The sequence below is a fragment of the Anaerobiospirillum succiniciproducens DSM 6400 genome (genome assembly GCF_000482845.1).
GTDB classification, from domain to species: domain Bacteria; phylum Pseudomonadota; class Gammaproteobacteria; order Enterobacterales; family Succinivibrionaceae; genus Anaerobiospirillum; species Anaerobiospirillum succiniciproducens.
In genome coordinates, this window is sequence record NZ_AXWV01000066.1 from 1 (window position 1) to 23,428 (window position 23,428).

General features: G+C 40.0%; 18 protein-coding genes. 3 read left to right on the forward strand and 15 right to left on the reverse strand.

Annotated features, from left to right (window positions below; all coding sequences use genetic code 11):
• From H524_RS15145 to H524_RS0109065, 13 genes are all read right to left on the reverse strand, one after another.
• The coding region (locus H524_RS15145) for a helix-turn-helix domain-containing protein (protein ID WP_044121903.1) at window positions 1-228 on the reverse strand (228 nt) is incomplete at its 3' end.
• Window positions 229-362: 134 nt separating this feature from the next.
• Window positions 363-1,523 carry a glycosyltransferase family 2 protein gene (locus tag H524_RS16635; protein ID WP_052339017.1) on the reverse strand — a complete coding sequence of 387 codons (1,161 nt, stop codon included), beginning with the start codon at window positions 1,521-1,523 and terminating at the stop codon, window positions 363-365.
• 51 nt (window positions 1,524-1,574) lie between these two features.
• On the reverse strand, window positions 1,575-3,929 hold the full coding sequence (relA, locus tag H524_RS0109015; RefSeq protein ID WP_027939981.1) for a GTP diphosphokinase: 2,355 nt from the start codon (window positions 3,927-3,929) through the stop codon (window positions 1,575-1,577).
• Between the two features lie 181 nt (window positions 3,930-4,110).
• Window positions 4,111-5,667 carry a 23S rRNA (uracil(1939)-C(5))-methyltransferase RlmD gene (gene rlmD, locus H524_RS0109020; protein ID WP_027939982.1) on the reverse strand — a complete coding sequence of 519 codons (1,557 nt, stop codon included), beginning with the start codon at window positions 5,665-5,667 and terminating at the stop codon, window positions 4,111-4,113.
• 121 nt (window positions 5,668-5,788) lie between these two features.
• Window positions 5,789-8,347: a DNA repair protein RecO gene (recO, locus tag H524_RS16640; protein ID WP_052339018.1), complete on the reverse strand. Its 2,559-nt coding sequence runs from the start codon at window positions 8,345-8,347 to the stop codon at window positions 5,789-5,791.
• Between the two features lie 77 nt (window positions 8,348-8,424).
• A complete protein-coding gene (gene era / locus H524_RS0109030) occupies window positions 8,425-9,330 on the reverse strand; it encodes a GTPase Era (protein ID WP_027939983.1) in 906 nt (301 codons plus the stop codon).
• An 85-nt stretch (window positions 9,331-9,415) separates the two neighbouring features.
• Window positions 9,416-10,126, reverse strand: a complete 711-nt coding sequence (rnc, locus tag H524_RS0109035) for a ribonuclease III (protein WP_044121905.1) — start codon at window positions 10,124-10,126, stop codon at window positions 9,416-9,418.
• A gap of 301 nt (window positions 10,127-10,427) precedes the next feature.
• Complete coding sequence (gene lepB / locus H524_RS0109040; protein WP_044121906.1) at window positions 10,428-11,384, reverse strand: signal peptidase I; 957 nt, start codon at window positions 11,382-11,384, stop codon at window positions 10,428-10,430.
• Between the two features lie 10 nt (window positions 11,385-11,394).
• The gene (gene lepA, locus H524_RS0109045; protein ID WP_027939986.1) at window positions 11,395-13,206 is read right to left on the reverse strand and encodes a translation elongation factor 4; all 1,812 of its coding nucleotides are present in this window, start codon (window positions 13,204-13,206) and stop codon (window positions 11,395-11,397) included.
• 189 nt (window positions 13,207-13,395) lie between these two features.
• Window positions 13,396-14,163 (reverse strand): glycosyltransferase family 25 protein, encoded by a 768-nt coding sequence (locus H524_RS0109050; RefSeq protein ID WP_169726141.1) that lies wholly within the window; start codon window positions 14,161-14,163, stop codon window positions 13,396-13,398.
• Window position 14,164: 1 nt separating this feature from the next.
• Window positions 14,165-15,070 (reverse strand): sigma-E factor regulatory protein RseB domain-containing protein, encoded by a 906-nt coding sequence (locus H524_RS0109055; protein ID WP_169726142.1) that lies wholly within the window; start codon window positions 15,068-15,070, stop codon window positions 14,165-14,167.
• A 340-nt stretch (window positions 15,071-15,410) separates the two neighbouring features.
• Window positions 15,411-16,082 (reverse strand): sigma-E factor negative regulatory protein, encoded by a 672-nt coding sequence (locus H524_RS0109060; RefSeq protein WP_027939989.1) that lies wholly within the window; start codon window positions 16,080-16,082, stop codon window positions 15,411-15,413.
• Between the two features lie 13 nt (window positions 16,083-16,095).
• Window positions 16,096-16,701, reverse strand: a complete 606-nt coding sequence (locus H524_RS0109065; protein ID WP_245580457.1) for a sigma-70 family RNA polymerase sigma factor — start codon at window positions 16,699-16,701, stop codon at window positions 16,096-16,098.
• A 460-nt stretch (window positions 16,702-17,161) separates the two neighbouring features.
• Between H524_RS0109065 and nadB the strand changes: the two genes are divergently transcribed.
• The 3 genes from nadB (at window position 17,162) to H524_RS0109080 (ending at window position 21,063) form a co-directional block, all read left to right on the forward strand.
• Window positions 17,162-18,790 carry an L-aspartate oxidase gene (gene nadB / locus H524_RS0109070; RefSeq protein WP_044121909.1) on the forward strand — a complete coding sequence of 543 codons (1,629 nt, stop codon included), beginning with the start codon at window positions 17,162-17,164 and terminating at the stop codon, window positions 18,788-18,790.
• A 160-nt stretch (window positions 18,791-18,950) separates the two neighbouring features.
• The gene (gene glf, locus H524_RS0109075; RefSeq protein ID WP_027939992.1) at window positions 18,951-20,063 is read left to right on the forward strand and encodes a UDP-galactopyranose mutase; all 1,113 of its coding nucleotides are present in this window, start codon (window positions 18,951-18,953) and stop codon (window positions 20,061-20,063) included.
• Complete coding sequence (locus H524_RS0109080) at window positions 20,056-21,063, forward strand: glycosyltransferase family 2 protein (protein ID WP_027939993.1); 1,008 nt, start codon at window positions 20,056-20,058, stop codon at window positions 21,061-21,063. Before glf ends, H524_RS0109080 begins: the two co-directional genes overlap by 8 nt.
• 231 nt (window positions 21,064-21,294) lie before the next feature.
• Here H524_RS0109080 and H524_RS0109085 read toward each other — a convergent pair whose 3' ends face one another.
• Together H524_RS0109085 and H524_RS0109090 are read right to left on the reverse strand one after the other, a co-directional pair.
• Window positions 21,295-22,563, reverse strand: coding sequence for a hypothetical protein (locus H524_RS0109085; protein WP_027939994.1), 1,269 nt, complete (start codon window positions 22,561-22,563; stop codon window positions 21,295-21,297).
• Window positions 22,564-22,837: 274 nt separating this feature from the next.
• Window positions 22,838-23,428: ATP-binding protein (locus H524_RS0109090; RefSeq protein WP_027939995.1), on the reverse strand; the 591-nt coding region annotated here is incomplete at its 5' end.

Consider the following 23,428-nt stretch of genomic DNA (forward strand, 5'->3'; position numbering starts at 1 on the left):
TGATGAAAGCCCGTACTTTAAGTACTTGTTTATGACAGTATGCACAGTTTTACGAGTTACATGTACCTCATTGGCTATGTCTTTTGGAGATTTGCCAGAATTCGCTAATGAGAGAATTGTGGCATTCCTAAAGGCTGTGTGTGTCTGGTTTCTTTCTCTCAGAACTTTAGCAACATCAGCTGCTTCATCGTTACTGAGACGAACAATTTTGGTTACTGGGCGTGACATAAAAAAGGAACTCCTGCCAGGATGTTCCTCTAATATATCACTTATACAGTGTTTAATGCTAAATTAGTGTATATACTTATGAAACGCTATACTATACATTAAATAAGTACTACATAATCTTGAAGAATTACCTTTTAATGTGCTCTTATACCGCTCCTTGATATTGTTATTCCAAATATCTTAATCTCTTTGAAACTATGCTCATAAATTACTTTTAACACTGGAATCCATAGGAAGTAGTACTTGTCATAATCCATTCTGTGCTTAATTTTTAAAAAGCCAAAGTATTTATAAATAACACTTTCTTTCAAGGCTCCACTAAATATTAAATCTTTGTAGTGTTTTATTTTGCAAGATTTACTGCCATCCTTTACTTGTATCAGTGTCTTTCTAGCTTGATCGTATATCTCATGCTCAACTTCAATTTTATCCACCATTCCAAGAGCGATTATGAGCATATGATAGAAGTAGTGCAAGAATACCTCTTTTCTACAATTTAATAAGTCATTACTTTCCATATACTGAAGTAAAGCTTTATATGATAATACATGTTGAATAGCTGCATTATCTTTCATAAATTTACTACTACTCATAGCAGATCCTTCTCTTAATTGAACTTTATAATAGTAATGATCATCAAAATAAACAGCCCTACAATGCAGCATATAAGCTACAGAAAAGAATCCGTCTTCGGCAAGTCTTATATTTGGAAACCTTATATTGTTTTTAAAAATAATATCACTCTTAAATAATCTATCAGTAACAGCGAACTCTGTTGACGTTAATATATCGTCTGTCAAAATTTGTTTACCCAAAAGGCTTTTTTTATTTCTAGGAAACAGATATGAAGTTTGGTCCTTTGAGTCTATTGCAGACAACAATTCATGCCCAAAACAAACAAAGTCAATATCATCATAAAAATTATTTATTGAAGCAGTATATGCATCAACCTCAATATAATCGTCTGAATCTACAAATGTAATATATTTCGAACAGTTCTCTAGATTTTGTTGAAATTCTTTAAATATGTAATCCAATGCTAAATTTCTAGCAGATGACACTCCGCCATTTTCTTTGTGGATTACAATAATTCTTGAGTCTTTCTTTGCATATTCATCAAGAATAGCTCCACAGTTATCTGAACTACCATCGTCTACGCAAATGATCTGCAGATTCTTGTATGTCTGATTTATAATGCTATCAAGACATTTTGGAAGATATTTTTCAACATTGTATACAGGGATAATAACTGCAAGTCTTGGGCTATCTGTACTCTTTGATAATTCCGTTGTCATAAATTAAATAAATCATTATAAAAAAGGCTGTGAATATCACAGCCTAAAAAACTAAACTCTGGAAGCTGAACGAACTTGTTTTATTTCGTTAAGCTTAGTAAGTACTCTATTTAATGCAGGTAAATTTACCAGCATCAAATCAATATCAATGATCGTAAGATCTTTTTGACGCTCTGTATGTGATCGTACACCAATTACATTAATCTTTTCATTGGCTATAACAGTGGTTACATCTCGAAGCAGTCCTGGGTAGTTTAGAGCCACGATCTTAATGGTAACGGTAAATCCATTAGCTCCTGCCGAGTCACCCCACTGAGACGAAACAACACGCTCAGGATTTTTCTTCATCAGCCCCTTTAGCTGCGGACAATTAGCCTTATGGATCGAGATACCTCGACCTTGAGTAATAAAGCCAATAATCTCATCACCAGGAATTGGCTGACAGCACTTAGCAATATGAGTCATCATGGTACCAATGCCGTCTACCATGATGCGACCCTTATTATCTGCATGACGCTCGCGCAGCTGTTGATGAGTTTTCTCAGAGATTAAAGAGTGTAACTGCAGTTCTTTACTTGAAGAATCACGCTTGAATACACGCTCTTCAAGGAAAGATATGATCTGATTTACCTTAATATCGCCCGCACCAATACCTGCATAGATATCGTTTACAGTACGAACATTAAAGCGTGCAATTTTCTCTTTAAGGAAAGCTGCGACCTGATCTTTGTTAAGTCCAATACCATGGCGAACAACTTCACGCTCTAAGAGATCTACACCAGCTTGTACGTTCTTATCGTAATCAACCTTTCTAAACCAGTTAACTAGCTTAGAACGAGCTCTAGATGTCTTAATGTAACCATTATCCGCGTTGATCCAATCACGTGAAGGATTAGGTTCCTTTTGTGTGATGATGTCAACTTGTTCACCAGTCTTGAGCTTATAAGTGTAAGGAACAATACGTCCATCTACCTTAGCACCAATACAGCGGTGACCAATCATGGTATGAACTTGATAGGCAAAATCTAAAGGTGTAGCACCAGTAGGCAGATCTACAACTTCACCTCTAGGAGTAAAGACATAGATTCTATCTTCAAATACCTGCTTTCTAAACTCATCTAGGAGAGCACCTGACTCAACCATATCATCACGCCACGCAAGCAACTTACGTAGCCAATTGATACGTTGCTCTACACCAGAACCTAAGCCACCACCCTCTTTATACTTCCAGTGGGCTGCAACACCAAGCTCTGCCATTTGGTGCATGTCATGAGTTCTAAACTGCACCTCAATAGCCTTATGGCCGTCTCCATACACTACAGTATGAATAGACTGGTATCCATTTGGCTTTGGGTTGGCAATGTAGTCGTCAAACTCTTTTTCGATATGCTCCCAGCGAGTGTGGATGATACTTAAAGCTGCATAACAGTCTTCAATCTTATCCACTATGACGCGAACTGCACGAACATCGAATAGTGATGAGAAAGGCAAATGCTTACGCTGCATCTTTCGCCAAATACTATAAATGTGCTTTGGACGACCATATACCTCAGCGTTTTTAATGCCGTTTTCGCTTAAAAGCTCTTTTACTTCAGCAACAAAGTGCTCAATGTAGCGCTCTCGCTCTACACGTTTTTCACCCAGTTCTCGTGCAATTTCCTTATAGTCATCGTTATGCAGGAAGCGGAATGCAAGATCCTCAAGCTCCCACTTGAGCTGACCAATACCAAGACGATTAGCTAACGGCGCATAGATATTTGCAATCTCTCTAGCAATCTGCAGCTTATTTTCTTCAGATGCGTGTTTTGCTGCTCTAATTACAGCAATACGTTCTGCAAGCTTAATGACAACAGCTCTAACGTCATCAACCATGGAGAGCATCATGCGACGCACACGATCTACCTGTGTATCGGTACCTTTAGTGTTAAGGTTTTGTAAGAAGCGAATTGCCTCCATATCCTTAACTTTCAGCAGAAGCTTTTTGATACCAGGTCCAAAAGTCTCTTCTACGCTATCTAGGTCTAAAACCTTTGCCTCAAATGGTGGATAAAGGAACGCCACTAACAATGAATCCAAATCCATATTGAGGTTCATCAATATGGAAATAATCTCAGCTGACAAATTACTCTGAGCTTTAGGATCGATGTACTGAGTTTGACGAGATGCACGAGCGCCCTTACGGTTCTCTGATGATTGACTCTGATCATCATTACCCTTATCAGACGAGCTTTGCTGAGCCTGCTTATCCTGATTTGGTTTGCTCAAAGAGTTATTTGCCTCAATGCACTTAAGCACATAAAGATGACAGCTATGCAGCTTTTCTTTTTGTTCTTGAGGTAAATTAAGTTTTGCTGCCCATTGGTCAAAGTCAAATGAGGCCTCATGAGTGTCTCTTAAAGCAACCATATGCACTCCTAACAGCTTTAATGCAGAAGAAACTAAATATTTCTGCTAAAGCAGAGTCAATAGCAGGCGAGATTAAAGATTATGCCTGTCTGATAATTGTAACAGCTAACTACCCCATGCACGCATCATGTGCAATTATTGTAAGAGCTGTAACAACTTGGTTCATTTCCTTAAAAGCAAACTATTTTTGCTCTGGAGAAAATACCAGCATAATCTCGATATGAGTAGTACGTGGGAACATATCAATTGCTCCCCAAGAGTCTAGCTTGTACCCAGAGCCAATAAGCTGAATACAATCTCGAGCTGCAGCCAATGGGTTGCAAGAAATCATAATGATCCTCTTTGGCTTGAGCTTGCCCATGAAAGACACTGAGCGCTTAGCTCCGCTACGACCTGGATCCATCACAACCACGTCATAGCTGTCTTTTGCCCACAGCTGAGACTCAAAAGGCTCTTCAAGATCGGCGACAAAGAAACGAGCTTTTTCTGCATCAATACCATTTTCTTTGGCATTCTCATTAGCTCTACGCACCATGTCACTGACGATATCAATACCAACTACAGTCGCTCCTGCTTTTGCCACAGGTAAACTAAAGTTGCCAAGACCAGAGAAAAGATCCAGCACCTTCTTTTCTGATGATGGCTCAACCTCTTTAAGCACCTGCTCAATCATGAGGTGATTTAACTTGCCATTAACCTGCACAAATGACGAAGGAGAACAGAAGATCTTGCAGTCGTTTGACATTACAAACATACGACGCGCATCTTCATCACTCTCGTCAGTAATAATGCGCTCTCTTACAACCTCAGTGTCATCAAGCTGTTTAAATGGCTCAAGCACAGAGACTACTACAGAATATTCTTTGCTAAAGTCTTTTAAAAGAAGCTCATCTTTTGCATTGAGCTTTTCTGTCATACGTAAAAGCACGCCTACTGCACCATCACTGTCTAACAGCTCGACGTGACCAATGCTCTTCTTAGACTCCATACGATTGACAATAGCTTTTAAAGGCTCAAGCAATGCATTATTGCGCTCGGTTAAGACCTCACAATTAGTAACAGGCACTAAATCCTTGGTCTTTGCTCCTCTGAAGCCTAAATGGAGTTTACCGTGATCACCACGGATAGCTAAACGACATGCTCTTCTGTAGCCCACCTCATCAGAACGAAGCACAAATGAAGGCTCAGCAATTAAATCGGCAGCCTGAATGCAAACAGCATCTAGCTCCTTTTGTTTAGCAGCATTCTTAGCTGCAGCTTGCTTTTTAGCTAAGGTATGCTTAATGGTGCTATTTCTGCCAAGCTTCGATGAGCCTTTGGCTGTACTTACCTTAGTAGACTTAGCTTCTTTAGTGCCCTGAATAACACTCTTACGTAGCAATGAAGCCACACCTTCAATCTTAGCGCTTAGCGCAGTCTCATAAGGCAAATGCTCTAACGGACAGCCGCCGCATTGATCCTGCAGAGGACATGATTGTGCACGGCGCTCATCTGAGGTTTTAATATACTTAGTTACTTTTGCTGAAAAGAACTTATCTTTGCTAGAAAGAGATCCTGCTACGCCATTTGATGCAAAAGGTACTACTCTTGCGATCTCTGATGGCATCAGGTCTTCAACAAAATATACCATGCCGTCCTTTTTACATACGCCACGACCTTGTATATCTAAACTCTCGCACTCCACCTCAAGTGCTTTAGGTGCAGTTACTTTCTTCTCAGAAGTATAAAATCTTGCCATTATTTGCTCTTGAATAACTAAGGTGCAAAGCACCATTACTTACTAAAAACAGCTGTCGCAAGTTGCGACCCAAACTATGGATCTTAATTTGCGACAGCTGCCTTAAACTATATTACGAAGTCTACTCTTCTGGTGATTGCTTCTTAGACTGTCTCTGTCTTTTTTTCATACCAGAGTCAATCATAGCAAGCATAGAATGAGCAAACTCCATGTCAATTTCTGCTTCTTTAGCTTCAGCATCGGCGATTGCCTTAGCTTTAGCTCTTTCTTTTAAAGCAGCTCTACGCTCAGCTTCTTTAGCCTTTTGAGCAGCCTTTTTCTCTGCTTCCTTTATTTTGGCAGCTTCTCTTTTGGCTGCAGCTTTAGCTTTTTCTGCTTCCTTTTTGGCTTGTGCTTTAGCTTTTTCAGCCTCGCGTTTAGCTGCTGCTTTTAATTTTTCAGCTTCTTTCTTTGCTGCAGCTTTGGCTCGCTCTAATTCTTTCTTTTTTTCAGCTTTAGCCTTTAGTGCAGCTTTTTGCTTAGCCTTTTTCTCTTCTGCCTTTTGCTTATCAGCCTCTTTATTAGTTAGAGAGGAAGTCTTAGATGCTCTACTCTTTCTTTTAGTAGGAGCAGCATCTAACTTAAGCGTTTCATGTGCCTCATAAGATATGGCGTTTTTAGACACCTCAATATCTAAAGATGATTCTGAAGATTCTGTAGCATGAGGCTCATTAGCTCTATCTGACTTAGTATCTTCCGCCTCATTTGTCACATCGGCGTTCTCTAGCTCAGATGCATCAGATAGTTTGGCTTTTGAAGCTTTATGCTCCTCTTCACCAACCGAACCTGATAATGCCTCAGAAACAGTGTCATCTACAGGCTTATTGGCATCATCTGTCTCTAAGGTTTTAGTGAATTCAGATTTTGAGTCTAAATTATCCTCTTCGCTAGCAACATCTGATTGTGATTCAGGAGCAGCAGGCTCCATAACAACGTCGAGATCGCAAGACTCTGTCGATTCAGATACCTCAGCTTTTGAGGCATTATGTTCCTCTTCAATTACAGTACCTGACTGCGATTCAGAGACACATGCATCGATAACAACGTTGGTATTGTCTAGCTTAGCAGTTTCACTTAACTCATCTTTTGAAGCAGAATGATCATGCTTACTTGTGATATCTGATGCCATTGGTTCTGCTGTAGCAGAATCATTTTCTTTATAAGTATCTGCTTGCTGCTGAACAGCATTCTGAACGACAGCTCCTGACACTTGAGAATCTAGATTGAGATACTCTGTCAGGAAATCAGGTGCATCGTCTTTATCACGAGGCACATTTCTGTGCACATGATTAAACTGTGAAACATAGCCTCTAGGCGGAACTGGCTGTACTGGAGCAGTAGGTTCTTTACCAACATTACTATTATCGTTTTCTGCGCCTAGTTGTGCTTGAGGATAAGCCTCAAAGTAAAGCGGCTTCTTGCCACTTTGTTCTTCAGTTGTATGCATGTAACTCTGCATACCCACTGATGCATTGCTTGTTGCATGACTGTCATTGGTATTGTTAGAGCTGCTATTGTTTATTGAGAACTCTGAGCCACCATTGACTACTGTTTCACTTTGAACACTTGCAGTTTGAGCTTGTAAGCGTTTCTCTTGTTCTTGGGCTAATCTTTGCTCTTTGAGTGCTCTAGCCTTGGCGTTACGCATTTGAGCGTACTCGCGGTACAATCGTCTGCTTACAATCTCTTTACCGTTTAATAAACGCTCAATTATGGCTCCAGTTAGTTGTTTTGCGAGCTTAACAATATCTGGCATGACAAAATCACAGCGTACAATATCTCTAATCTGTTCACCAGATAGCACTGGGCCCATAAAGTCATGCGGTAGATCTTGGTAGCGCTGCATATACTCTTCATTGACAAAGCCATTACGCATTGCCATAGAAATATAAGCATCAGATGAATCTACCCTGTTGTATGCGTAGTATGAGCTACTGTCCTCTAAACGACGCCCACGCACTTTAGATTTTGGGAACATCATGCCACTGTCATCGTCAGTATGATTAGACATACTGCCAATGGGACGAAAAGACTCATTTGGCTCTACCTTATGAGCCGCAGCGATCTTTAAAGACTCCTCTTGGGCAATGACGGCACTCATTGCATCTTTATCTACTTTGAAAAAGCCAGCACCAAAACAGAAACGATAGTAACTGTCTTTTTCTAACAGCAACCCTTCATCATCTCTCAAAGTTAAGGCGTAGCCCATAGACTCAAGCAAGGTAAGCTCAAAAACTCTTAGGCTTAATTCAATATTTTGATTATTTTTGATTGCCTCAAGAGTAGATACATAAACACCAAAAAGCTTAATATCTTGATTTTGGGATTTATATAGATGATGCAAAAGCTCATTGATATAGACCGCACAAAAGTGCTGAGGCAGAGGGAAGATATAGCCGCTTTCAGAGCAATCATAATCAGTAAGGAAGTACAACTCTCCCTTACTGCGTTTTAAACTTAACTTAAGCGGGGTAAATGGCTGAAAGAGCGCCTGAGTAGAGGAGTTCATGCGTTTGCCATTGTTAACCACAATCGACAACGCACCATAGTTTAGTGAGAGGGCCTCTAAGATCTGACTATGTTCCTGAAAGTCGCGCACGTGGTAAATGTAACACGGCTCATGCTCAATTACTGCTGCCATAAACTTAAACTCACAGGAATGTCTTTAGCATGCTCATGGTCATCATCTAGCATTAACCACAAGCACCATATAAAGCCTTAGTTATCCTCAAAGTCAGCATAGCCAAGGCTCTTGAGCGCACGCTCATCATCAGCCCAACCTGCTTTTACTTTTACAAATAAAGATAAGAATACCTTACCTTCAATAAGCTTTTCGATATCGTGTCGAGCCTCAGAGCCAATCAGCTTAATACGGCTGCCACCAGATCCAATGACCATCTTCTTCTGACCATTGCGCTCGACAAGAATAGCTGCACTAATTCGAGTTACGCCGTTTGACTCAATCTTGTACTCTTCAATTTCTACACTTACTGAGTATGGTAACTCATCGCCCATTTGACGCATTAGCTTCTCACGGATGATCTCTGCGACCATGAAGCGAGTAGAACGATCAGTAATACTATCCTCACTATAGCAATGAGGGCCCTCAGGAAGTGCCTGTCTGATCATGTCCTTAAGGACTTCAAGATTACTGCCTTTTAGAGCAGATACAGGAACAATATCCTTAAAGTTCAGAGTATTATTGACCTTTTCAATCAGTGGTAACAGCTTTTCCTTGTCATCAAGCTTGTCAACCTTATTGATAACAAGAACCACAGGAGCAGATGTACCCTCAAGCTTTTGACGAACCATCTCATCATCTTCTGTCCAGTAGGTCGCATCTACTACCCAAAGAACCAGCTCTACATCACCTAAAGATGACTCTGCAGCACGATTCATTAAGCGATTAATGGCTCGCTTTTCAACCTTATGCAGACCAGGTGTATCTACGTATACAGTTTGGTAGATACCATCGGTATCAATGCCTAGTACACGATTTCGAGTAGTCTGTGGCTTTCTAGATGTGATAGAAATTTTTTGACCGATGAGGTGGTTCATTAAGGTGGACTTACCTACATTAGGACGTCCAACAATGGCTACGAAACCGAATTTGGTTTGTTCCAATCTTTCCTCTCTGCTCTAGGAGCTTATATTTCAAATGTGATTGCCACAAAGCAGCATTGCTCTGCTAATTTAACGCATTAGTCGGTTATGACAGGCCTTTTTCAGACAAGTACTCTAACACTGCAGTTGCAGCTTTCTGCTCAGCGCGTCTGCGAGAAGAGCCCTTGCCTCTGAAGATTTGCTTAATGTCTTCAACAGTGACTGAGACTTCGAAAATCTGATTATTATCGCTACCCACAATATTATCAATGCGGTAAGTTGGCAGTTTTTTATGCTTTGACTGTAATAATTCTTGCAGTGTGGACTTAGGATCCTTTTGCGACACGTTAGGATTGATTGCCTGTAAACGGTCGTGGAACCAGCGCAACACTAAATGACGCACAATCTCAAATTGCTCATTACAGTCAATAAAAGCGGCACCAATAATGGATTCAACGGCATCTGCAAGCAAGGAGTCACGACGTGAGCCACCTGACTTGAGTTCACCTGGGCCTAACAGCAGGCAATCTCCAATCTTAAACTCACGTGCAAGTTGAGCCAGAGTAGTTTCACGTACTAACACTGAACGCATTCTAGTTAGCTCGCCCTCTGGGCTCTCTGGAAATTGGGCATACAGCTCTTTGGCGATAATCATGCCTAAAATAGAATCGCCAAGAAACTCAAGACGCTCATTATGACGTGTGCCATAACTGCGATGAGTTAACGCCTGCTGCAGCAGTGAAATGTCTTGAAAAGCATAGCCAAGCGTCTGTTCTAGATGCTGTATGCGGTATATAAAGTTAAGATCTGTTGTCATCACTTTGCTAATTCAGCTTTAAGAAGTGATCACCCTATAACCCCCCAAAACCAAGGATATAGCCTTTGCTACACCTTTTGACAAGGGAGTGTGAGGGACTATAGGGTGCACACTAATTTAATGTAAGGGAACTCGTGCTTCCTAAGAAAAATAGGAGCGAAATCGTCTAAGTATAGCAAGACATAAGGTGATAGCGACGCTTGTTTGCACCTTTTTCTCTAATCTAGACTAGTTCTTTGTTCTTACTTATCATCGAAATTAAAAGACTCCCTAATGCTTATCACTAGGGAGCCTTAATTAATTATTGGATAGAGCCAATACGCTCGTATCTCAAGCTTGTTGGGTAAGTGAAGAAAGAACCATTGGTGTCAGCATAGGTTAGTGACATCCAAATGCAAACTGCCTTACCAACTAAGTACTTTTCAGGTACAAATCCCCAGAAGCGGCTATCCTTGCTATTATCGCGATTATCGCCCATAACAAAGTAGTATCCCTCAGGCACAACCCAAGATCCGCGCATGGCACCACGCTGTCTGTAATAATACTGAGACAAGTCAGGTGTTCTTTCACTTATCTGAATCTTATGCTGATTTTCACCAAGAGTCTCATCGTAAACAGTAAACTCATGGGTGTAAGTAGCGGCTTCATAGACAACCTTACCTGCAGCTACCATTGGTACAGCTACAGGAGACTCGCATGCTTGACCATTTGAATCTTGCTCTATGGAGTCAACAGTTACCTTACCTACATTGCAAGCCTTACGAATATAGACTTTTTTATTACTGAAAATAACTTCATCGCCAGGAAGGCCAACAACGCGCTTAATATAGTCCTGTGATGGATCCTCAGGGTATTTAAATACCACCACATCACCGCGATCTGGAGTACCAGTTCTAATCCATATCTCGTTATTTACTGGATTTCTTATGCCATAAGACCATTTGGATACAGCAATAAAATCACCAGATAACAAAGTTGGTTCCATAGAGCCTGATGGGATACGGAATGGTTCGTACACAAAGGCCCTAAACATGAAGATGAAGAAAATGACAGGGAATATGGCTGCACAAATCTGTACGAAACCTTCGCCATCTTTAATCAAGTTTAGCTGACGCTTTGTCAGGTCTGTGCGAGTTGCCTTTGCCTCTTTATAGGCCTTCATTCGCGCTGGACGCAACTTGATAAAATCGTATACATACATCGCTCCTGTGAATACACAGAAGAGAACCAACAGTATAGATATGGTACTTATGAACATACTAGGCCTTCTATTCCTTGCCTACCTTTAAAATTGCTAGGAATGCCTCTTGAGGCACTTCTACTTTACCTAACTGCTTCATACGCTTCTTACCTGCTTTTTGCTTTTCTAAGAGCTTACGCTTACGGGTAATATCACCGCCATAGCACTTGGCAAGCACGTCTTTACGTAAAGCCTTAACAGTGCATCGAGCAATGATTTGTCCGCCGATAGCAGCCTGAATTGCAATATCGAACATCTGACGAGGGATGAGCTCTTTCATCTTCTCAACTAAAGCGCGACCACGAGATTGAGCAATAGAACGGTGTACGATAATGGCTAAAGCATCAACACGCTCTTGTGCAATCAAGATATCTACGCGCACTAAGTCACCACGCTCGAAGCGTTTAAAGTTGTAATCAAGCGATGCATAGCCGCGTGATACAGACTTGAGGCGATCAAAGAAGTCTAATACAACCTCACTCATTGGTAATTCATAAGTAAGAGCAACTTGATCACCGTGGTAAACCATAGAAGTCTGTACACCACGCTTTTCTTGGCACAAGGTCATAACTGCGCCAACATAAGCGGTTGGCATCAGCATACGACACTCAGCAATAGGCTCACGAATCTCGGAGATATTGCTAATTGGAGGCAGTGCAGCAGGGCTGTCAATATGAATAATTTCACCAGAGGTCAATACAATCTCATAAATTACAGTTGGGGCTGTAGTAATGAGGTTGAGATTGTACTCACGCTCTAAACGCTCCTGAATGATCTCCATGTGCAGCATTCCAAGGAAGCCACAGCGGAAACCAAAGCCAAGTGCAGTAGAGTTTTCTGGCTCGAAGAACAGTGATGCATCATTTAAAGAGAGCTTATCTAATGCATCACGGAAGGCATTGTAATCATCAGTATCAACTGGGAACATGCCTGCATAAACCTGTGGCTTAGCCTCGTGGAATCCAGGTAGCGCCTCAGGAGCAACATTGCGTGCGTGGGTAATGGTATCGCCTACAGGAGCACCATGAATGGTCTTAATACCACAGACGACCCAACCTACTTCACCGCAGTTTAATACTGGCACATCGACACGCTTAGGAGTAGAAATGCCCAGTCGTTCTACATCCCATGCCTGACCAGTACTCATTACCTTGATCTTGTCACCCTTACGTAAGGTGCCATTTTTAACACGGACTAATGACACTACACCAAGGTAATCATCAAAATAAGAATCAATGATCAGAGCCTGCAATGGAGCATCAGGATCTCCATTTGGAGCTGGGATAGAGTGAACTAAACGCTCTAATACATCCTCAACACCTAAACCAGTCTTTGCAGAGCAGCGGCAGGCATCATGAGCTTCCAAACCAACAATATCTTCGATCTCGAAGATTACCTTCTCAGGATCAGCAGCAGGCAAATCAATCTTGTTAAGAACAGGAATAACCTCAAGATTAAGCTCAATAGCCTGATAGCAGTTTGCAAGAGTCTGAGCTTCTACACCCTGGCCAGCATCAACTACTAATAATGCACCTTCACAGGCAAAAAGAGAGCGAGATACTTCGTAAGCAAAGTCTACGTGACCTGGAGTATCAATGAAGTTAAGCTCGTAGGTATTACCATCTTGGGCTTTATACTTTAAAGTCACAGCCTGAGCCTTAATAGTAATGCCACGCTCACGCTCAATGTCCATTGAGTCGAGAACCTGAGCTTGCATTTCACGATCACTAAGACCGCCACAAACCTGAATAAAGCGGTCTGACAAGGTTGATTTGCCATGATCGATGTGAGCAATGATCGAGAAGTTGCGTACTAATTTCTGGTCAAAAGTGTTAGCCATGATGAAAGTAAAAAGTTCCTAAATATGGAGTTCCAGGGTAATCCCGTTGGCTGCCTCAGCGGCACTCAAAAGCGATATCTAGATCTTAAGCTAGCTCTCTATTATATCTAAAAGATGTATCTTTTAGATCGTAACTGACAAATGCACTGTGAATAGGCCAATATTACGGTACTTCAAAGCCCCCATTAACTAAAGTCTAATCATGCGGTGCGCTGGTCGATCTCCAATGGTCGAATCAACCTCATGAAACTGCATAAAATGATTCAAAGGGTATGCTCTAAAAAGCTTTAAATTATGGTATGCGACAAGACCTGTTAAATAGTCTGCAACGATTCTTACTGGGTATCCAAGCTCAATAAGACGCTTACAGGCTGTCGGAGTTACTACATATAAAGCAGCATATATTAAAACTCTTCGGCGATTAAAAATGGCATCAAGTGTGTTATTACGCATACCTAAACGCTGGAAGTAAAATCCTTTTTCTTTGTTTGCATAATACTTCTTTGCGCCAGGCAAACTCTTGATACCGATGTGAGATGAAAAGTTAATGATGTCCCAAGGCTCTTTAATACAATCAATATTGTCTAATGCTTCATAAACATCTTGATTAAGAAGCATATCGTCCTCAAGGATTACTGCTCTTTGCACTCCATCATCTAAGATCTTTTGATAAAGTTTAAGATGGGATAACGCACAGCCTTTTTCTGGTAAAGATAGCTTGTCTTCGACAAGTAGCTTTCTGCCACCTGTCATTTCTAAAATGTTTTTATCCTCATCTGCAAATAAAGCTTTCTGCTCTTCTGTTAATGCCCTACCATTCACACCCTCAAAAAACTCATAATCAACTCCTTGGGCATCTAATAGCTTTGCCATGCGCTCGCGACGCTCAGTTTGGCCCTTGAGATTGATTACATAGTACTTGAGCTTTTTAGCATTTAAGTCTTTATCTGTGCTCATGTTAACCATTGATCCTTGTCAATACATATTCTGCTAGTGATACAGGAACCTCACCAACAACTGAATACTCATATTTTAGCGCTTTTTTGCGCACAACCGAGATGGTTCCATTTGTAAGTACAGGATATAGAACTGCAGAAGGATCATTCTTATATACCCTAAATGAGGTTATACCATCTGAAAACTCTTGATAGGTACAGTTTGGACCGCCTTGTGCAAACTTACCAGAATCAACTAGCTGATATACGTTTGGAATCTGCAGCTCAGGCCACGGTAATGGATCTTCATTATTTTGAGACCCCGCAGCTTTATCAGAGTTGACGTTACTTAATGAACCTTTTACAGCGCCAGTCGAGTCCTCTAGAATACTGCTATTATCTTTATCTTGAGAGTGTTCAGCTTGAAACCTATTAAATATCTCATCATTAATCGGGAAATTTAGACTAGTTACAGACCTACTATCCATGGTAGTCATGCGCTCAATGACAGATCCTTTAGGGTCGAGAATAGTCAGCTCAACAGGAAAGTCAGACTCGTCCTCTTTGGCTAGCAGATATGAATAGCGTAAGTTCTCTTGAGGCATTAGCCTTAAGATACTCACGCGCTTGCCCATCACTCTAGTCCTGCCCATAAAAATACATGAGAAGCTATTGAGCGACTTGTCTGAAGCAAAAAGACTGTCCCAAATAAAGGTTGGGTGCCATGATAATGGTAAGGCAGTCATTGTACTATCGTTATAGTCAAATCCTTCGCCATCTCTAAGCGCATAACCTTTAATTTCACCATTTAAGGTTTGCCATAAAGTGTAATGACGACCATTAGCACCAACACTTTGCAAAGTAATAAATGGAGCGATACCTCCTGGATTTGATAGAACTACAACTGATTGAGTACTTGAATCACGCACACGTGCTCTAGTTTCTTTAAACGAATCAAAACACTTATTAATATGGTTTGAGTCTATTGGACCAATGGATGAAAGTGGAATAGTGTTTGATAAGTATGATGTATTTGCCTCAAGAGTATCGACCATAGGATCATCATGAGCAAAGACATTTGTTGAATAAATACTTGCTATAAGTACAGTTACAAAACTGTAGAAACTAAAAGCATGGCGCACTTTGGTTACCTAAATTAACAAGCTACAAATACAAAAAAGGCCGTATCGCGTGGACACAGCCTTAGCATTATCTTATTAACAATCATTCTAACAGCTTTGATACTGATAGGATAACTATTGACTCAAACTATCTTGAAGCAGTTTCAGTAATAAATCCCTGCACATAAGAATTAACTTTATCAAGTTCTTCCTGTCGAACTTTGCTTAAATCTGTCTTATCAGCTGGCGGAGTTGGTTTAGCACTATCGTTTACATTATTTAGAGAAACGATATCACTCTCATTAGTCTGAAAAGCTGCTAAGTTTAACCCATTAACAGGGCCTACATTGTTTGATGCAGTTGTTGCGATGTTATCCATCTGCACGTTGGATGCATTATAGACTTGCATGCCAATTACGGCCACTGTAGCTACAGTTGCAGCAACAGCTGTTTGAATTAAAACTGTGCCTGCCTTTTTCAAAGCGATAGTTGGCATAGCAAATTTAACTTTACCAGTCTTATTTACATCTTGCTGCAAGCTAGACTGATCAAAGTTATCCTCGCTTTCATATGGAGGAACCCAAGCTTTATCTTGCTCATCAATTGCTGCCATTACTTTGTCGGCGAAATTTAAGTCGACTTTTTGAGGCATTTCATCACGCAAGGCGCTACCAATTAAAGCCCAGTTCTTTAAATGCTCTCTAACCTCAACTGAGTCAAAAGACTTTAAGTCCTCCGAACTTAGATGCTGGCAACGGCCATCAAAAAGTTCCGAGGCCTTTAAGAGTTTCTCGTTAGTTTCTGATGACTGGTTTCGCATAGACTGCTCCAAACTATAATCCCCTTTCAAAGCGAGCCATTTTTTCTTCTATATGTTGTCGTGCTCTGAAAATTCTCGATCTTACGGTTCCTAGAGGAGACTCCATAATTTCAGAAATCTCATCATAAGACAATCCCTTTACTTCACGTAAGAGTAGGGCTCGTTTTAAATCCTCAGGAAGCTCATTTAATGCCTCATTAATGATATTGCTAAGCTCATGAGAGTCAAACAAAGCGTCTGGGCCCTCATTTGAAACCAACACACCGTGAACGTCATGCTTAGAATTGAATTCAGGATCATCAACATCGACTGCATAACGATGTTTATTGTTGACCTCTAAGTAAGTTTTAGCAACATTTGAGGTTACTCGAAACATCCAAGTATAAAAGGAACTTTCGCCACGGAAAGAGTCAATTGACTTGTATGCACGAATAAATGCTTCCTGTGCAATATCGTTAGCATCAACAGGATTGCTTACGAACTTGTATGCGATATCGCAAACCTTATGTTGATAACGAAGCACCAGAATGTTGAAAGCCTGCTTATCACCTTGCTGAACACGCTTTACCAGCGCAATATCTTCAGCTGCGAGTGATTGTGCCTGCTCTTTAGTCATCATAATGATTCAACATCCTGTTTAGTCCTATAGACCATTGAACTCATTAAAAAGTTCCCTAGCTGAGGTATTCTCACAATACATACACTATTTGACAAGACTAAGATAGAGATCTTAGACATTTGTGTAGAACAATAAGATCGCAAGACTACTATGCATAACACAAGTATAAAGCATACAACGTTCATCTCAGACAATTAATGATCGTTTTGCATTAATATCTCGCCCTACTTTAGTGCACCACTTATCGCATAAAAGACGATTTAAATGCCATTTTGTTAGCAAGTCTTGAAGAAGTTATTAAAATTCAGGTTTGTATTAGGCTAAAATCTGATTAGCTTGGCTCTTGGCATAGCACAAGCCACATCTGTGAAACTCTATTTGACCGCTTTAGCTTTTAGCTGGCACTTGAAGCAACTTCAAATACCCGCGATCAAATTCACTACGATTTAAGGGCTCCATTATGGATTACACAACAGACTGCCTTGTTATTGGCAGTGGTGCCGCAGGTCTAACTTTGGCATTAGGTATTGCCAAAAGTGCAAAAGTGATTGTTTTATCTAAGGCTGACGTATGCGCTGGTTCAACAAACTATGCCCAAGGTGGTATAGCAGGCGTATACAACATTAAGGATGATCAAGACTCTATTGAGGCTCACATCAAAGATACCTGTATTGCAGGATCTTTTATCTGTGATGAAAAAGTAGTTCGTGAAGTGGCAGAACATGCTCATGACTCAATTCAGTGGTTAATTGATGCCGGTGTTCCTTTCGATCTCAAGGAAGAAGAAAAGAGCGCCGAACAATCACCTTATCATCTGCATAGAGAAGGCGGTCACTCTCATAGACGTATCTTCCACGCAGAAGATCACACTGGTAAATCAATCCAGGAGACTTTAGTTGCACGTGCAAAAGAGCATCCAAACATTACGATCTTAGAAGATCGCTATGCTGTTGATCTCATAACAACTAAAAAGCTGAATATGCCAGGCAATCGAGTACTTGGTGCCTATGTGCTGAATGAAAAAGACGATCAAGTAGAGATCATTAGAGCACGTTTTGTTGCTCTATGTACAGGCGGCGCATCCAAGGTATACCAATACACATGTAACCCAGAAGTTAGCTCTGGTGACGGCATAGCTATGGCTTGGCGAGCTGGCTGTCGCGTAGCAAATATGGAATTTAATCAATTCCACCCAACTACTCTTTACAACGCAGCGGATCGTAACTTCCTGTTAACAGAAGCGTTACGTGGAGAAGGAGCAACCTTAGAGCGTAAAGATGGTACACGCTTTATGCCAGAGTACGATGATCGCGGTGAACTTGCTCCCCGTGACATTGTAGCAAGAGCTATCGATCATGAAATGAAGAAAACTGGCGCTGACTGCATGTATTTAAACATCAGTCACAAGCCAGCAGACTTTGTTAAGAAGCATTTCCCAACTATTTACGAACGCTGCTTAAAGGTTGGCATCGATATAACCAAAGAACCAATCCCAATTGTTCCAGCAGCTCACTTCAGTTGCGGTGGTGTGATGGTGGATAGCAAGGCAAGAACCGATATTCAGGGACTCTATGCCATTGGCGAAGTTGCATATACTGGTCTGCATGGAGCCAATCGTCTTGCTTCAAACTCTCTTCTTGAGTGTGTAGTTTATGGTCAGGCTGCAGCTAAAGATATTACTCAGCACCTTGCAGATGAGAATATAGATGAGCTTGAGCAAATCGATATCCCTGCTTGGGATGATAGCCGTGTGAGCGATTCTGATGAAGAAGTGATCATTACCCACAACTGGCATGAGCTTAGACTCATGATGTGGGATTATGTTGGTATTGTGCGTACTAATAAACGCCTGCAACGTGCGCTCCACCGCATTAACCTTCTTAAGAAAGAGGTTGCAGACTACTACTCTCACTTTAAGATTTCTAAGAATCTCCTTGAACTTAGAAACCTATTACAAGTTGCAGAGATCATAGTGTACTCTGCTCAAGAGCGCAAAGAGTCCCGTGGCCTTCACTACTCATTGGACTACCCAGAACAGCTGCCAGAAAAGAAAGTTACAATACTAAGCAAGGATCAAATAGAAAGTTAGTTTTAAACTGCTAATCAACTATTACGACCAATTTTAGTTCCGTTAACAATAAAAGCTGACTGCGGGCACAGTCAGCTTTTACTTTTTCTGATACATTTAAGTTTAAATAAAGATTGCTAAATGCTGATTTTTTAGAAATAACGAAGAAATAAAAATACTTATGCATAAACAAAACTTAGTTATCGGCGCTGGAATATCAGGCGCTACTATTGCAAGACTTATTGCAGAAAATCTTAATGAAAAGGTAATAGTAGCTGATATAAAAGGTCATATCGGCGGCAACTGCTATGACTATCGAGATGAAAATGGAATTATGATCCATAAGTACGGAACGCACATATTCCATACTAACAATGATGCTGTTTGGCAGTTTCTATCACGCTTTACTAAGTTTAACACTTATATGCATGAAGTTGTTGCTCTTGTTGACGGTATCAAAGCTTCAATTCCATTCAACTTCAACACCCTATATCAAGTTTTTCCGACATCACTAGCAAAACGCCTTGAAGAGAAACTATTATCGAAATATACGTACAATACTAAAGTACCAATTCTAGACTTTATCCAACAAGATGATGCCGATCTTATATTTTTAGGTCAGTATATCTACGATAAGGTTTTTCTTAACTATACCGTAAAACAATGGGGATTAGATCCGGCATCAATAGCATCTTCAGTCACAGCACGAGTTCCTGTATATTTAAGTAAAGACAACCGTTACTTTCAAGATAAATATCAAGGCATACCTCAAGATGGATATACCAAGATGATTAAGAATATCCTTAATCATGAAAACATTGAGATTATGCTAAATACAAATTTCAAAGACATTAAAGAAAAATTTGATAGAACAATTTGTACATCATCAATCGATGAATATTTTGATTATAGATTCGGCGTATTACCTTATCGCAGCGTAAACTTCAGCCTTGAAACGCACGAAAAAGAATTCTATCAATCTCACTGTTGTGTGAACTATCCAAATAACTACGATTTTACGCGTATACATGAGTATAAACATCTACTCAACGACTGCTCTGAAAAAACTGTTATTGCAAAAGAATTTTCAGAGCCTTTTGAGTTAGGAAGGAACGATCGTTACTACCCAATCGATAACAAAGAGACAAGAGAAAAATATACTCAATATTTAGCTTTAGCTGCTGAAACAAAAAATCTTTTCATGCTCGGTAGACTTGGTGACTATAAGTACTACAACATGGACAATGCTGTTGAACGAGCTATCTCTTTATTTAAGGAAATCTCCTATGCCTAAAATAACTGTTATGATGCCTGTTTATAATGCTGAACCGTTTTTAGACGAATGCATGCAAAGCATACTCACACAAACATTGAAAGACATAGAAATTCTGTGCATTGATGATGGCTCTAAGGATAATAGCGGTGTAATGCTGGATGAATATGCATCTAAAGACGACCGTATTAGAGTAATTCATAAAAATAATACAGGTTATGGCCACTCTATGAACCTGGCAATTAGAGAAGCAACTGGTGATTATTTAGCAATAGTGGAGCCAGATGACTACATACATAAAGATGCTTTTAAGATCTTATATAGTCATGTAAAAAAATACGAAAAGAAATATTCTATAGACTTTGTTAAAGGCAATTTCTATGAGTTTTCTAGTGACAAAAAACCAAAATTTATAGAACCGTTCTCTAAAAAATATTTATCAGACAAAATTATTCATCCTATCAAGCACTTAGAAACATTTCAGGGTGGTGCAAGCATATGGTGTGGAATATACAGGAGAGAATGGATAACTAAGAAAAATATTTGTTTTCTAGAAACACCAGGTGCAAGTTTCCAAGATACTAGTTTTTATATTAAATGCTTGTTTGAAGCAGACAGAGCAATATTTATTAATGATGGCATTTACTATTATAGAACAGACAACCAAGGCTCATCAGTTAAGGACAATTCAAAAATATTTGCTATAGTAGAAGAATTAAAAACTCTTGAAGAAAGATATATGCACACCGAAAAGGAAAAACAAATAATCAACTCTGTTAAAATAGACAAATACTTCTGGAATTATAATAGATTAGATCAAGAAAGTCAGTCTGCTTTTAGGAAAGAGTTTGAAAAAATAATACCAATTATTCAGGATCGCAAATACTATTTTGAAATTATCAGTAAAAACATGCTCAAAGAGCTGTATAGTGATTTTAATTTAGATTACCCTATAGACCTAGAGGTTAAATATTTTTTTTCTAGAATAACTAGAAGAATACGTCAAAAATGGCTAGGGTGATAAATATTTATTATTTGTCTGAGCTATTATTCTTTAAGCACGCAAAATCAACTTTTAATGTTTTTTATCAATTCTAATCCTAATGGTAAGCTTTTTCAGAATTGGCAACACTCTTTCTTTAAAATTAATATATCTTAAAACCTTACCAAATCTTTGAACTATCAGAACTCTGCTCTAGTGTTTTGCAAAGTTCTGACGGTTATCTTGTGTATCCAAAGATATCATAGTTTTCTATGGCCAAAGAGTATTAGGATTGGTATTCTTGCGGATAGCAGGATGTTTTTGACCATAAGGCATTGGTCCTATAAAGTTCCTTTTGAAATGGCCGCTTATCTTGTTTGGACTGCCACTAGGACGGCCTCTTCCTCGCTTTGGTGCATTTGGGTCTATCAAGCCGTTCTTCATCGCCTCGATGGTTTTCTTGTTCTGGCTGCCTTTTGGACGTCCGCGACCTCTTTTAGGAGTATCCTGTACTATAAGGCCTTGTTTCATAGCCTCGATGGTTTTCTTGTTTAGACTGCCTTTTGGTCGTCCTCTGCCTCTTTTTACGCCGCTATCCGTTGCAGTTTCGTTACCTTCAGACACTATGGTTTGATGAGCATTGTCTTCTAAGACTGCATCGACGTTGTTAGACTCATGTTGATTGTCTGTGACATTAGTTGACGGTGACTCATCCTTGCTACTTTGCGCTTTTGACTCACGAGTCTTTGTAAGTTTAGTTAGTTCTCCAGAAGGGTCATCAACTAAGCCAAGCCTTGCCATAAGTGTAAATGAGGCATTCGATTCTGGCAAAACCCAGTAACCATCATCTATAAAAGCTTTAGCTGGAGCATTGACCTCCCTGTAGACATCTCTAAGTTCAGACATTCTAGAGGCAAATGTAGAACCGTCACTGCCATATAGCTTATCCATATCATTCATGGCATTTCTTAACTTGCATGCAATGAGTGTTGCAACAAAGTTAATGAATTCATTTCCTATGACAGATTCACGAGACTGACCCCTTGTAATCTCGAGGTCTAATGTGTTCTTGTATAAGTCGAATATGGTCTCTAACCACCATCTATTCTCGTAATGATTAAGAATGTCTAGAGGCGATAAGTCAAGATCCGACTCATACACCATCATGCCCATCTTAAGAAGCTTTTTTGAGTACTCTTCCCCATCGAAAGTACCATTGTTCTTAAGTCCTTTATGAATCATACCATTCTGCTCAAGCGATGCTCGCGACATATCTCTTATGCTGAAGAGGTACTTACCATTAGGCAAAGATACCTTCTTAAAAAGGACATTCACGCCACTAGACAATGTTGCGCATTGTTCATATGAACACAAGTCAAGCTCATCAATCACCTTGGCATTGCGTCTGTACGGTGAGATGTAGTGCAGATCAGGGTATTGTTCAATGAGATCCCTAATCTTACTTACAGGACAGCCTTTATCACAAACAAGAATTCCTTTGGTGACGTTGTTCACCCGGGACTGTTTAAAATGATCCACTTTTAGACGTTTTAAACCTATACCATCATGGTCAAAGGGACGTTTTAGCTCATTTTATATGGTATCCAACTTCTGGTACAGTTTTGTTTTTAGACCATGCATAGGTTGTAACTGCTGATATGCTATGTCTATTTCTTTATATGTGGTACATTTTATCCAAATGTCCTTTGTTAATAAAGGATATTTTATAAGTATTCCGTTTAAATTGTTTTGTGCGCATGAAAAAGCCAGAAAGAACGGGCTTCCTGGCTTTGTAAAGTAAGAGAAAATTGTTCTAGTTACGTTGATTGCGTAACTCGGCATTTAACTTCTTAAACGCGTCTATTCTCTTGCTCTTAGTTCCTTTAAAAGGTAGGTAGTAAGACCTGTAGAGAATTCGATCCAGTGCTGCCCTAGTTGTCTCTGTAGCACCTCCAAATGAGCGTGGCCAATATTTTGGCTGAGAGTTTGATGTAAAGATGGTGCTAAGACGGTTAGAAACTCTGAATTCAATAAGTCTAAAGAAAGCTGTCGCCTCTTCTGCAGTAGAAGGTCTTGCGTGGCCAATGTCATCTATTATCAATAGACGGACAGCATATAAAGTTCCACGCGTAAGCTCACCATACGTTTTTTCGTTTTTTTGAAGTTTGTGAAACAACTCTATGCAGGATACAAACAAAGTAGTGTATCCTACTAAGCAGGCTGCTTTACCTAGAGATGTTGCTAATAGGGTTTTGCCTTGACCTGGACCACCAACCAATATCAAGTTATACCCTAGCTCAATCCACTTGCACTTGAAAAAATACTTTATGATTTCTGGTGCACATGGAGCATAACGAGCATCATAGCTTTCAAGCTCATAGCAATCAGGAAAAGTAGCCTTTAT